This window comes from Thermobacillus xylanilyticus, from assembly GCF_907165215.1.
GTDB lineage: Bacteria > Bacillota > Bacilli > Paenibacillales > Paenibacillaceae > Thermobacillus > Thermobacillus xylanilyticus.
Map to the genome: position 1 here is coordinate 1 of NZ_CAJRAY010000001.1, position 13397 is coordinate 13397.

A 13397-nucleotide genomic window follows, 5' to 3' on the forward strand; every position below is an offset into this window, starting at 1 on the left:
AGACGGCGCGCAGCTCGGCGACCGGCACGCCGGCAGCCGCGGCGGCGGCCGCCACGCCGAAGCCTTCCATCGCTTCGGCGGCGGCGCCGGGCACGCGGCGTGCGCGTTCGGCCGCGGTGGCGGCCGTTCCCGTCGCGGTCGAGACGGTCAGCACCGGACCGCGGCGAAGCGGCAGACCGGCCGCTTCGATGCGCCGCGCCAGCCGGGCCGACCAGTCCGGATCGGCCGCGATGCGCGACGTGCCGAAGCCGAGCTCGTCCACCGGCAGGAAGCCGTCCGGCGTCTCGACGCCGAGATCGGCGGCCGCGATGACGTCGGCCAGCACGAGGTCGCCGATGCCGGCCGCACCGGCAAACCCGCCGCCGATCCCCGCGCTGATGACGAGGCGCCATCCGCCCCCGGCGAGCGCCGCCGCGGTCCGCGCGGCCGCCGATGCCGGGCCGACGCCGCCCAGCCGCACCTCCGCCCGCGGGCAGCCCGCCAGCCCGCGCAGCACCGCATCCCGTTCCGCCTCCACCGCCGTCATGATCAGAATGTCCGGTTTCGCCGCCCGGCCGGCTTTTTCCGTCTGACCGTCCGTTCCCGCCAGACGCTTATCGTCCCTCATCGCCGCACCTCCACCCTTCGGGCATCCGCCCGCAGTATCCGCAGCATGGTGCACAAATGCACGATATTTGCTCACGAAAAGCTGAAGTATCTTGATGTGCGCTCCGCCCGGGCAACCATGCCAGGCCGAACCGCTACGTCAGCCCCGGATTGCGGTAACGGACCGCATACCGCTCGAACTCCGCCCGGTCAAGCGGCTTGCTGAGCAGATACCCCTGGGCGTGCGTGCATTGCATGCCCCGAAGCATTTCGAGCTGCTCCTCGGTCTCCACCCCTTCGGCGATCGAATCGATGCCGAGCAGCGACGCGATGGACAGGATGACCTTCACGAGCGCCCTGTCCTTGCTGCCGTCATGGATGCGCGAGATAAACGAGCGGTCGATCTTGAGCACGTCAACATCCAACTGATTCAGCACGGAAAGCGACGAGTACCCGATCCCGAAATCATCCAGCGCGATCAGGATGCCGAGATCCGACAGTTCGCGCAGCGTCCTGGCGATCACATCCATCCGGCTGATGACCGCGCTCTCGGTCAGTTCCAGCATCAGCCCGTCCGGATCACAGCCCGTTTCGGCCAGAATCGTCCGCACGGTGTCGACGAAGCCCGGCTGTTCGAGCTGGATGGCGGACAGATTGACGGACACGCGATCGATCGGCAGCCCGCTGCGCCGCCACAGACCGAGCTGAGTGCATGCCTGCCGCAGCACCCATTCGCCGATCTCGACGATCAGGCCGGTGCTCTCCGCGATCGGAATGAACAGATCCGGCCGCACCGGGCCGAGCTCCCTGGAATGCCATCGCAGCAGCGCCTCCGCGAACAGGCCGCACTTCCCTTTCGCGATCGCCTGGATCGGCTGATAGACCAGCGCCAGCTCGCCTTCGGCCACCGCTTTGCGCAGATGCTGCTCGATCGCCACCTCGCGCGTCGTCTGCTCGACCATCGATTCGTCATAGCAGACGAGGCAGCCGCCTCCCAGCTTCTTCGCGCGGTACATCGCCAGATCGGCGTTCCGCAGGAGTTCGCCGCCGCTGGCCGCATGTTTCGGATAGAAGCTGATGCCGGCGCTGCCCGTGACGATGAATTCGTGATGTTCGAGCCGAATCGGCTCGCGCAGACGTCCGAGCACCCGCTCCGCTTCGGCGATGCCTTCCCCGGGGGCCTTCAGCGCTTCGAACAGCAGGACGAACTCGTCCCCGCCCAGCCGGTACAGCCGCTGGCCTTGGCGCAAGGCGGCGCCGAGCTGGCCGGCGGCCGCGATCAGCAGCCGGTCGCCGACGTTGTGGCCCAGCGCATCGTTGACGTTCTTGAAACGGTCCAAATCGATGAGCACGAGTCCGATCAGCCGGTCCTCGGAGAACGGATGGCTGCGGATCAGCGCGTTGAGCGCCTCCCTGAGCTGCAGCCGATTCGGCAGCGCCGTCAGCAGATCGTGTCTGGCCGCGTGGCTCATCTGGGCCAGCCGCTTTTTCAGATCGCGGAACCGGGAGGCGAAGCCTTGATGAAAAACGTACAGCAGAAGCAGCAAAACGGCATCCAGAAGGGCGAAGCCCGCCGCGGTCCGCCAGAAGCCGCTGCCCGCCGATGCCAGCAGCAGCCGGCCGGGAGCGGCGGCCGCGAGCGTCCAGGGCGTCCCCGCCGCCTTTCCGTATATTAACAGAAAATCTTCACCGTCCCGCTCGAACCGGATCACCCCGGAATCCGCATCGTCCCGCGAGCCGATCCGGCCGGCCAGGCCGGGATCCTCCGCCGGCCCGCCGCCCTCCGTCAGCCGAAACGCGGCATCGCCGGCCAGAAAGTAAACCGTCTGTTCCTCCGTCAGCGTGTATGTATAAAAAGTCTCGTGCACCCAGGCCAGCGGCACGAAGCTGCCCACGGCTCCGCCGGGCGCCCCGTCCGTCCGCTCAACAGAAAAGGCCAGCACGAGACCGGTCTCGCCGTGCGGGCCGTCGACCGGGCCGTAAAGCATCCCGCCGCCGTCCGCTTCATGCGGGACTGCGCCGTCTTCCTTCACGGACGCCGATGATCCGTCCGGAAAGACGATCGTTCCGTCCGGACCGATCAAGCCCAGGAGCGGAAGGTCCGCGTGCCTCGTCCGTTCTTCGGCCAGATAGGGCAGCGCTTCTTCGTCATTTCCCGACCGGACGGCGGTTGTGCCCGCCATGACGCGCAGCTCGGCGATCCGCATCTTCGTCCAGGCGGCGAATTCGTCCGCCCATGCGGCGACCGCCGCCGCGGCTTCATATTCGAGACGTTCGGTTTCGTCCAGTTTCTGTTTCTGATAAACGATCGTTCCGACAGACAGCACAAGCCATGTCGTCAAGACAGCGGCGCCCCAGAACCATCGGCGCATCCCCTTGTCCTCCACGTATGTTCCTCCCCACCGGCTGCCGCCTGTCACCATTATAACCGAAGGACCGGGGATCTGTAAGATTCATCCTGTCGATTCATGTCGAAGTTTGCAAATTGGCCTAATCCCCGCCGGCCGCGCTTTCCGTCGGTTGCGGCCGGCCCGGGCGAATGCCTATAATAACCCATAATCCCTTATACAGGAGCGATTCCGCCGTGAAAAAAGAGCTTATCGAACGCCTCACGCGCTACGTTCAGGTGGACACCCAGTCGAACCCGGACAGCGGCACCTGTCCCTCGACACCCGGCCAGCTCGAACTCGGCCGCATGCTCGTGGATGAACTGAAGGCGATCGGGTTGACCGACGCGGCCATGGACGACAACGGCTATGTCATGGCCACCCTCCCGGGCAACACGGACCGCAGCGTGCCGGTCATCGGCTTCCTCGCCCATCTCGACACGGCCACCGACTTCACCGGCAAAAATGTCAAGCCGCAGATCGTCGAAGCGTACGACGGCGGCGACATCGTGCTGAACGCTGAGCAGGGGATCGTGCTGTCGCCGCGCGACTTCCCCGAGCTTGCCGGTTACCGCGGTCATACGCTCGTCACGACCGACGGCACGACGCTGCTCGGCGCGGACAACAAAGCCGGCATCGCGATCATCATGACGGCAATGCATCATCTCGTCCGGAATCCCGGGATCAGGCGCGGCGCCGTGCGCGTCGCCTTCACGCCCGACGAAGAGATCGGACGGGGACCGCACCGGTTCGACGTCGCGAGGTTCGGCGCGCGGGCGGCCTACACGGTCGACGGCGGCCCGCTCGGGGAGCTGCAGTACGAAAGCTTCAACGCCGCCCAGGCGGTGATCGAGATCCGCGGCAAGAACGTCCATCCCGGCACGGCCAAGGGCAAAATGATCCACGCCGCGAAAATCGCCATGGAATTCCACGCGAAACTGCCGGCCGATGAGGCGCCCGAATATACGGAAGGACGCGAGGGCTTCTACCATCTCATCTCCTTCGAAGGCGGCGTCGAGCACGCCAGAATGCAGTACATCATCCGCGACTTCGACCGGGAGAAGTTCGAAGACCGGAAAGCGTATCTCGCCCATGTCGCCGCCGAACTGCAGGCCGCATACGGCGAAGAACGGATCCGGATCGAAATGAACGACCAATATTACAACATGCGGGACAAAATCGAGCCGGTACGCGAAATCATCGACATCGCCGAGGAGGCGATGCGCAGCCTCGGCATCGAGCCGGTCATCCGGCCGATCCGCGGCGGCACCGACGGCTCGCAGCTGTCCTACATGGGGCTGCCGACGCCGAACCTGTTCACCGGCGGCGAGAACTTCCACGGCCGCTACGAATACGTGTCCGTCGACGTGATGGCGAAAGCCGCCGAGACGGTCATCGAGATCGTGAAACGGTTCGCCGAACGGGACTGGCCGCAATAACCCGAATCATCCTATGCGAGCCGAATCGGGGAACATGCGCGCGGCAGCCCCCGTTTCGTCCGGGTAAGGGCATACCCGGTCCATCCGGACGGCGGACGCGTTCCGGTCCTTGAACGTGACATGCTCCCGCCTGAAGCCCGCCGGCGAATCGAGTCCGCACGAAGCCGCCAGCATGTAGACGCCTTCGCGAACCGTCGTCAGGTAGTTGGCCGTGCGGAACCTTTTCTCCTCGATGACCAGCCCCTTCTTCAGCTCCGGCTTGTGGCTGGTGACACCGGTCGGGCATTCGTTCGTGTTGCATTTCAGCGCGTTGATGCAGCCGATCGTGTTCATCGCGGCGCGGCCGACGTTGACGAGATCGGCGCCGAACGCCAGCGCGATCGCAATGCGATCGGCGGTGGCGAGCATGCCGCTGGCGATGATCTTCACCCGGTCGCGCACGCCGTGCCGCCGAAGCGCGTTGTCCGCGAGGAGCAGCGCGGAATAGACGGGCAGGCCGAGGGAATCGGCCATCTCCATGTTCGCCGCGCCCGTGCCGCCCTCGCCGCCGTCGATCGTCAGAAAGTCCGGTCCGGTGCCGGACTCGCGCATGAAGGCGGCAAGCTCCTCCATCGCCTGTTCGCTGCCCACGACCAGCTTGACGCCGACCGGCTTGCCGGACAGCTCGCGAAGCCGCTCGAGGAACGCGAAGAGCGACGGCAGGTCGCGGAAATCCTCGAACCGGTTCGGCGACTCCACATCGCCGTCGTAATCCATCGGAATGCCGCGGATGCGGCGAATCATCGGCGTCAGCTTGCTCTTCGGCAGCTTGCCGCCGCGCACCTTCGCCCCTTGCGCGAGCTTCACCTCGATCATCTTCACCTCGGGACGTCCGGCCGTCCGCATGAACGCCTCCGGATCGAACGTGCCGCGCGCGTCCGAGCGGGCGCCGTATTTGGCCGAGCCGATCTGGAAGATCAGATCGGCTGCCTTGCGCGTCAGCACGCCGGCGGCGGCCATGCGCTCCGCGGCTTGGATGTACGGATTCTCCTCCATGTCGAAGACGCGCATGTCTTCATGCGGAATGTCCGCAAGCTCCCGCAGAATCTCGAAATTCGAGACGATACGGCGCTTCCGCACGAAATCGAAAACGGCGGCTTCATGCCGGTCCCGCGGCCTTGCGGCCTGTCCGTCCCGCAGCTCGTACACCTTCGACAGGTGATAGGGCGACAGTCCGCCTTCCCCGGTGTTCATCCAGGTGTGGCCGGCGATCGCCGCGCCCTGGGCGAGCGCCAGGACCGCGTTGTCGGAGAGCGCGCCGAAGCTCATGCCCGAGATGCCGACGAAGCCTCGCGTCTTGTACGGCATCCGCACCTTGTTGTATTCGCCGATAACGACAGCATCCCGCTCGGTCAGCGCCCAGGGCAGCGATGTCGCGCGGATGCGCCGTTCCTTGCGGGAGATCAGTCCTTCGCTCAAGATTTGATATTTGTACGTCGTCGTGACGACATCCGTCTGGTCGACGGCCAGTTCGTCCGTGTTCTTCGGGAAGAGCGCGTTGTTCAGGAAGAACCCTTCCGTCTGGAAATCCCGGCGCGAGCCGAATCCGATGACGGTCGAGCCGTATTTGCCCGCCTTGGCAATATACGCCTGCGTGTCCCGGTCCACCGGCCGCCCTTCCTTGTCGCCCCAGATGAAATATTGCCGGAATTCCGGTCCGAGCATCTCGAACACGTACCTCAGCCTGCCGATGACCGGATGCGTTTTCAGAACGGAATGCTGACGCTGAAGATATTTGTCCCAGACATACAACGCGATAAGGGCAACGGGCACCGCCAGCACGATGACGGTGGCGGCAATATCGAGCAATTGACCGACAATTTGCATGGCAACCCCGCCTCCTTGTCTTGATGACGTGATCCGACAGCGTCATTCCCGCGCGGCGGCTCCTCTGCCCCTGGACACATACGGATTGCCCGCTTCCCAGAACCGCCAGGGGTAGAACCGCGCTTCGCCGCTTCCTTCGATGCCGATCCGCGGGCCGCATGCCACCGCTTCGGCCGGTCGGCCTTGCGCGATGAACAGCGGCGGCGCGGTCAGCGGACGGCCGTAGTCCGCCTTCGTGATGCCGAGCGCCTTCGTCAGCTTGCCGGGGCCGTTCGTCAAATCGTACGGCCGCTTCACCGGCCCGCGCCGCGCCCGCATCAACTCCAGTCCCAGGACAGGCTCGACGGCGCGGACCAGCACCGCTTCGGGTTTCCCTTCCTTCCCGCTCGTCACATTGAACAGGCTGTGGGTATGCATGACATAGACATAGGCCCTTCCGGGCGGGCCGAACATGACTTCCGTCCGCGGCGTGCGCCGGTTGCCGTAGGAATGGGCGGCGCGATCCTCCGGACCGATATACGCTTCCGTCTCCACGATTCGGCCGGCGGCCGCGCCTTCCTCCGTAACGCAGACCAGCAGCATGCCGAGCAGCGCCTGCGCAAGCTCCAGCGTCGGCCGGTCGAAGAAGCCGTCCCGCACCGGTTCCATCCGCAAGCTCTTCCCGCCTCCTTGCATGTCGAGCGGCGGTCCTGCAGGACCGCTTCTGCCCCCAGTATAACATGGATGCGAATGGATAACCTACCGGCAGGCGATGCCATTTCTACACAGGCGGAGGGATGTCTCATCAATGAAAGCCGTCACGTACCAGGGCGCCCACAGCATCGAGGTGAAAGAGGTCGCCGATCCGCGCATTGAACGTCCCGACGACATCATCGTCCGGCTGACGGCAAGCGGCATCTGCGGCTCGGATTTGCATCTCGTGCACGGCATGGTCCCGGATCTGCCGAAGGATTTCGTCATCGGCCATGAACCGCTCGGCATTGTCGAGGAAGTCGGTCCGGAAGTCACCCGGGTGAAGAAAGGCGACCGGGTCGTCATCCCGTTCAGTGTCAGTTGCGGCGAATGTTTTTATTGCCGGAACGGGCTGGAAAGCCAATGCGACAACTCGAACGAAAACGCGGAAATCGGCGCTTATTTCGGTTTCTCCGACAAGGGCGGGGGCTATCCCGGCGCCCAGGCCGAATACTTGCGCGTGCCGTACGGCAACTATCTGCCGTTCCGCATTCCGGACGACTGCGAGCTGACCGACGAGCAGCTCGTCATGATCGCCGATGTGCTGACGACGTCTTACTGGAGCGCTGAAAACGCGGGCGTGATGCCGGGCGATACGGTCATCGTGCTCGGATGCGGTCCGATCGGTCTGGTGACGCAGAAGATTTGCTGGCTGATGGGAGCGAAGCGGGTCATCGCCGTCGAACCCGTCGGCTACCGGCTGGAGCATGCGAGGCGGACGAACAATGTGGAGACGGTCGCGTTCGAATCACCGAAGGAGACGGGAAAGCTGCTCAAGGAGATGACGCGGGGCGGCGCGGACATCGTCATCGACTGCGTCGGCATGGAAGGCAAAATGACGCCCGTCGAGTATGTCGAGACAATGCTGAAGATGCAAGGCGGTTCGTTGGGAGCGCTCATCACCGCCGCGCAGGCGGTGCGCAAAGGCGGGTTGATCCAGGTCACCGGTCTGTACGGGATGCGCTACAACGGATTTCCCTACGGGGAAATTTACTCCCGAAACATTACAATGAAAGGCGGCCTTGCACCGGTCGTCCACTACATGCCCGTCGTCTACAACCTGATGAAGCAGGGCCGCCTCGACCCGAGCGACATCGTGACCCACGTGATGCCGCTCTCGGAAGCGAAGCAGGGATATGAGATTTTCGCACAGCGGAAACAGCATTGCATCAAGGTCATTCTGCGGCCTTGACAGCCGGTCATCCGCGCCCTCTCCGCCTGGACAGCGGGACGGAATCGGCGACCGCGCCGGCGGGCGTACGGACCGCGCCGCGCCTCCGGACCGCTTCGCGAAGCCGGTACAGCAGCACGAGCGCGAGGCCGCAGCCGACGCCGGCAATCAGGTTGATGAACACGGTCAGGGCGAACGTCGCGACGAGCACGACCGACTCCGGCGACCGCTTCCGCAGCAGTTCCTTGAAGGCCCGCCGCTCGCTCATGTTCCAGGCGACGACCATCAGCACCGGAGCCATGGCCGCGAGCGGGATCTTCGACGCCTGCGGGGCGAGCAGGACGAGCACGAGCAGCACGACGACGCCGTGGATGACGCCGGACATCCGGGAAGCGGCGCCCGTCCGGATGTTGGCCGCGGTGCGGGCGATCGCGCCGGTCGCCGGGATGCCGCCGAACAGCGGCGTGACGATGTTCGCGATGCCCTGCCCGACCAGTTCGCGGTTGCTGTTGTGGCGCGTGCCCGTCATGCCGTCGGCGACGACGGCCGACAGGAGCGATTCGATGCTGCCGAGCGCGGCGATCAGCAGGGCGGACGGCAGCATCGTCACGATGGTCCCCCACGACAGATCCGGCAGCGCAAGCGCCGGCAGCGACGACGGAATCGCGCCGTAGACCGACTCGATCGTCGCGGTCCGGCCATCGAACAGCAGCAGGGAAACCGCCGTGGCGGCGGCAATGCCCGCAAGCGCCGGCGGAATCTTCGTCGTCACGCGCGGCAGGATGAGCATCACGGCAAGGCAGACCGACGCGACGCAGACGCTCTCGAGGCTGGCGGCGGGCAGCCGCCGCAGCACTTCCCCGATATTCTGCAGGAAGAACTCATGCTGCTTCATCCCCTGAAGTCCGAGGAAATTGCCGATCTGGCCCGTGAAAATGATGACCGCGATGCCCGCGGTGAAGCCGACCGTCACCGCTTTCGGAATATACGCGATGATCGAGCCGGCCTTGAGCAGCCCCATGATCACGAGCAGGATGCCGGCCAGCAAGCCGGCGGTCAGCAGCCGCTCGTAGCCGTGCTCCAGCACGATGGCGAGCAGCACCGGAATGAAGGCGCCGGTCGGCCCGCCGATCTGGTATCGGGAACCGCCCAGCAGCGAGATCAGCATGCCCGCGATCACCGTCGTGTACAATCCGTACTCCGGCTCGACGCCGGAGGCGATGGCGAACGCCATGCCGAGCGGAATGGCGATCAGACCGACGATGATGCCGGAGACCAGATCCCTGCGGAATTTCTCCCACCCGTATCCGCCTGTACTGTCCGTAGGTTGCAACCCGGATGCGCCTCTTTTCTCTGTTTTTATGGTTATCTAAATATTTAAATTTTCAAATATAATAAACACAAGATGTATCCTACTCCCGCTTCCTCCTTCCTGTCAAAGGCGGAATTCGCGCGAAAACGGACGCGGCGCCCCGAATTTCCGATTCTTGTCCGTTCCGGGCTGTCCGGGCGAAGCTTGGAGCCCGCAGCCTGCCCGAAAGACGCGGAACGGCCCGGATTCCGCCAGCGGAACCCGGGCCGTTCTTGCGTCTGCTTCCATTCACAACGGTTCGTTGCGAATCTCTTCAAGCAATTGAATCTGGTCGATCAGATGGTTGTCGAAAATCTGTCTCGCCACCTGCAGCAAATCCTTGATCAGCGGATCGCGCAGGGAGTAGACGACCGTCGTCCCCTCTTTCACCCCGTACACGACGTTCTTGTTCCGGAGCACGGCGAGCTGCTGCGAAACGGTCGAGCCTTCCGATTGCAGGAGGCTCTGGATTTCGTTCACGCTGCGGTCGCCTTCGCAGAGAATCTCGAGAATGCGGATTCGCAAGGGATGCGCCAGCGCCTTGAAGAAATCCGCCTTGAATTGCTGAATGCTGTTGGCCATGTCCGATTCCCCTGTTCAGGCCTGCCGGCCCGTAATGCTTCTCTCTATAGTAACATATTGAAGCGCGGGACAGGCAACCCCGGCGAAGGCGCGAGCGCCGCGCAGGGTGATGCGGGGACGCTCAGCTTTTGACCTCGAGCACCTTGTATTCAATGATGCCCATCGGAGCCGTGACGCTCACCTTGTCGCCGGCCTTCTTGCCGATGAGTTCCTTGCCGAGCGGGCTCTCGTACGAAATTTTGTTCTCGTTGACGTTCGCTTCCGCCGGGCTGACGATCCGGTACTCGATTTTTTCATCGAACTCGAGATCATGCAGCAGCACGGTCGAGCCGATCTGGATCGTACCGTCGGCCGCCTCATCCGGGTTGACCACCTTGGCGGTCCGCAGCATCCGCTCGAGCTGCAGAATCCGCGTCTCCATGAACGCCTGCTCTTCCTTCGCGGAATGGTATTCGCTGTTCTCGCGGAGATCGCCGTAACTGATCGCGACCTTGAGCCGTTCGGCGAGCGCCTTGCGCTTCGGGCCCTTCAGCTCGCGGAGCTCTTCCTCCAGTTGCCTGTACCCTTCCGGAGTCAATATCAGTTCGTCGTTCGCCATGGTTTTCCACTCCCCATTGAATGCATAACCCTCTATATTTTACCCCAAGCCCTCCCGTTTCGATAATGCATTGTAGCAAAAAAATTCACGGCTTTCTGCCTGTCCGCTTGATCCTCCGTTCGCGGGCATGCGGTGCATGTTTGCCGCCCTTGCCCCCGCATCTCGCGAGGAGTCGACCGGAACGGGCATCCTGATGTACAATAGGGGGCATGGAGGAAGCGGGCAGGCGTGCGCCGGCGGCCGCTTCACACTCAATGCTGCGACAAGGAGATCGATATGAAGTATATCAGCACCCGGGGCGGGGTCGCCCCGATCGGTTTCACCGACGCCATCCTGATGGGGCTCGCGGACGACGGCGGGCTGCTCGTGCCGGAGCAGCTTCCGCGGCTGTCGGACGACGCGCTCAAGGCATGGCGCAGTCTGTCCTACCCCGAACTGGCGCTGGAACTTCTGGCGCTGTTCATGGAAGAAGACATTCCGCGGGATGAGCTGAAACGGCTCGTCGACTCGAGCTACGCGACATTCCGCGACCCGCACGTCACGCCGGTCGTGAAATTGCGCGACGATCTGCATGTGCTGGAGCTGTTCCACGGCCCGACGTTCGCCTTCAAGGACGTCGCGCTGCAGTTCCTCGGCAATCTGTACGCTTACGTCTCGCGGAAGACCGGTTCGGTCATCCATATCCTCGGCGCGACGTCCGGCGACACCGGAGCGTCGGCCATCGAAGGCGTACGCGGCAAGGAAGGCATCAAGATCTGCATCCTCCACCCGCACGGCAAGGTCAGCCGGGTGCAGGAGCTGCAAATGACGACGGTGCAGGACGACAACGTGCTGAACCTCGCCGTCGAAGGCACGTTCGACGACTGCCAGCGCATCATCAAGGAGCTGTTCGCGGACGTTCCGTTCAAGCGGCAGTATCATCTGCGCGCCATCAACTCGATCAACATCGCCCGCATCCTCGCGCAGACGGTTTACTATTTCTACGCGTACTTCCGTCTGGCGGAACAGGGGCATGCCGGCCCGGTCAACTTCAGCGTGCCGACCGGCAACTTCGGCGACATCTTCGCCGGCTACATCGCGAAGCGGATGGGGCTGCCGGTCGGCAAGCTCGTGCTCGCGACGAACGAGAACGACATCCTCGCCCGCTTCGTCGCAAGCGGCGTCTATCAGCCCGGCGAATTCCGCGGCACGTACAGCCCGTCCATGGACATTCAGGTGGCGAGCAATTTTGAGCGCTATCTGTACTACCTGTATGACGGCGATACCGGCACGGTCGCAGCGTTGATGGAACGGTTCAAGTCCGAAGGCCGGATCGAAGTGCCGCAGGATATGCTGCGCCGGGTGCGGGAAGACTTCGCCGCATACAGCGTGTCGAACGAGGAATGTCTCGACACGATCGCCCGCTATTACGAATCGTACGGCTATCTGCTCGATCCGCACACCGCCTGCGGCGTCGCGGCAGCGGACAAGCGGTCGGACGAAGGCGAGGTCACGGTCTCGCTGTCCACCGCCCATCCCGCCAAGTTCGACGAGGCGATCCGGCTGCGGAACATCTCGCAAGTGTATCCCGAGCCGATCCAGACGCTGTTCGGCAAGCCGCGCCGCGTCACGGTTGTCGGCAATGCGAACGATCAGGTGAAGGAACAGCTCGAAGCGTTCTTCGGCTGAACCGGCGCCATCGCCGCCATCTGTCATCGGAGAGCAAGCCTGAACAGGCGGCTTTGGAACCTCTCATGTTACGGTGGATGAGGAGGACGATGCGGATGGATTGGCTGGACAGAATGAACCGGGCGCTGGATTACATCGAGCATCATTTGGAAGACGGGGTCAGCATCGAGGAGGCGGCCAAGGCGGCTTACTCGTCGGCGTTCCATTTCCACCGGCTCTTCCATATGGTGACGGGAATTACGGTAACAGAGTACATCCGGCGCAGGCGGCTGACGCTGGCGGCGCAGGAGCTGGCATCGACGCAGAACCGGGTCGTCGATGTCGCGCTCAAGTACGGGTACGATTCGCCGGAATCGTTCGCCAAGGCGTTCCGCAGGCTGCACGGCATCCCGCCGTCCGAAGCCCGCAATCCCGGCGTTCGGCTCAAAGCCTTCCCCCGCATGGAATTCCAATTATCCTTGAAAGGAGTTCATGCGATGGATTACCGGATTGTCGATCGGGAAGCGTTCCGGATCATCGGGAAGGTGTTGGACACGACGTGCCGGGATGGCGAAAATCTCCGGGAGATCCCGAAATTTTGGCACGACGGTTATGCGGACGGCTGGATCCCGCGGCTCGAATCGCGCACCGGCAAAATGGCGATGGGCGTCTGTCTGCCCATGAATCCCGGCCAGGAAGAACTCTCGTACATGATCGGCGTCGAAGCCGGTTCGGAACCGGCGGGGGATGAATTGACCGTCTACACGGTGCCGCCCCTCACCTGGGCCGTATTCACGGCGGTCGGTCCGGTGCCGGGTTCCGTGCAAGAAACTTTTCGGCGTATCTTCCAGGAGTGGTTCCCGTCGACGAACTACGAGCATGCCCACGGACCGGAGCTGGAAGTTTACCTGGACGGAGATTCGTCCGCCCCCGATTACCGCTGCGAGGTTTGGATTCCGATTGTGAAGAAATAACGCGCACAAGCAAGGGGCCGTTCCCCGGCAGCCAAGGCTGCCTGGGGGACGGCCCCGTTTCACTT

The 13397-nt window shown here is 63.7% G+C and carries 10 protein-coding genes and 1 pseudogene; 4 read left to right on the plus strand and 7 right to left on the minus strand.

Annotated features, from left to right (window positions below):
- Both KJQ12_RS00005 and KJQ12_RS00010 read right to left on the minus strand, forming a co-directional pair.
- Positions 1–526: futalosine hydrolase (locus tag KJQ12_RS00005; RefSeq protein ID WP_244860323.1), on the minus strand; the 526-nt coding region annotated here is incomplete at its 3' end.
- A 214-nt stretch (positions 527–740) separates the two neighbouring features.
- A complete protein-coding gene (locus KJQ12_RS00010) occupies positions 741–2972 on the minus strand; it encodes a bifunctional diguanylate cyclase/phosphodiesterase (RefSeq protein WP_213482966.1) in 2232 nt (743 codons plus the stop codon).
- Between the two features lie 197 nt (positions 2973–3169).
- Here KJQ12_RS00010 and pepT point away from each other — a divergent pair, with 197 nt between their 5' ends.
- On the plus strand, positions 3170–4411 hold the full coding sequence (gene pepT, locus KJQ12_RS00015; protein ID WP_213482967.1) for a peptidase T: 1242 nt from the start codon (positions 3170–3172) through the stop codon (positions 4409–4411).
- A gap of 6 nt (positions 4412–4417) precedes the next feature.
- Here pepT and KJQ12_RS00020 read toward each other — a convergent pair whose 3' ends face one another.
- Together KJQ12_RS00020 and KJQ12_RS00025 are read right to left on the minus strand one after the other, a co-directional pair.
- Entirely contained in the window at positions 4418–6277 is a 1860-nt protein-coding gene (locus KJQ12_RS00020) for an FMN-binding glutamate synthase family protein (protein ID WP_015253030.1), read from the minus strand.
- Positions 6278–6319: 42 nt separating this feature from the next.
- Positions 6320–6925 (minus strand): DNA-3-methyladenine glycosylase, encoded by a 606-nt coding sequence (locus KJQ12_RS00025; protein WP_213483033.1) that lies wholly within the window; start codon positions 6923–6925, stop codon positions 6320–6322.
- 139 nt (positions 6926–7064) lie between these two features.
- Here KJQ12_RS00025 and KJQ12_RS00030 point away from each other — a divergent pair, with 139 nt between their 5' ends.
- Positions 7065–8201 carry a zinc-dependent alcohol dehydrogenase gene (locus tag KJQ12_RS00030; RefSeq protein ID WP_015253032.1) on the plus strand — a complete coding sequence of 379 codons (1137 nt, stop codon included), beginning with the start codon at positions 7065–7067 and terminating at the stop codon, positions 8199–8201.
- A gap of 109 nt (positions 8202–8310) precedes the next feature.
- Here KJQ12_RS00030 and KJQ12_RS00035 read toward each other — a convergent pair.
- From KJQ12_RS00035 to greA, 3 genes and pseudogenes are all read right to left on the minus strand, one after another.
- Positions 8311–9513, minus strand: a pseudogene (locus KJQ12_RS00035) (SulP family inorganic anion transporter); the annotation flags it as partial.
- Between the two features lie 267 nt (positions 9514–9780).
- Positions 9781–10113: an ArsR/SmtB family transcription factor gene (locus KJQ12_RS00040; RefSeq protein ID WP_213482969.1), complete on the minus strand. Its 333-nt coding sequence runs from the start codon at positions 10111–10113 to the stop codon at positions 9781–9783.
- 121 nt (positions 10114–10234) lie between these two features.
- A complete protein-coding gene (gene greA / locus KJQ12_RS00045; RefSeq protein WP_213482970.1) occupies positions 10235–10711 on the minus strand; it encodes a transcription elongation factor GreA in 477 nt (158 codons plus the stop codon).
- Positions 10712–10987: 276 nt separating this feature from the next.
- Between greA and thrC the strand changes: the two genes are divergently transcribed.
- Positions 10988–12379 (plus strand): threonine synthase, encoded by a 1392-nt coding sequence (gene thrC / locus KJQ12_RS00050; RefSeq protein WP_213482971.1) that lies wholly within the window; start codon positions 10988–10990, stop codon positions 12377–12379.
- Between the two features lie 95 nt (positions 12380–12474).
- Positions 12475–13332 carry an AraC family transcriptional regulator gene (locus KJQ12_RS00055; protein WP_213482972.1) on the plus strand — a complete coding sequence of 286 codons (858 nt, stop codon included), beginning with the start codon at positions 12475–12477 and terminating at the stop codon, positions 13330–13332.
- Positions 13333–13397: the final 65 nt, after the last annotated feature.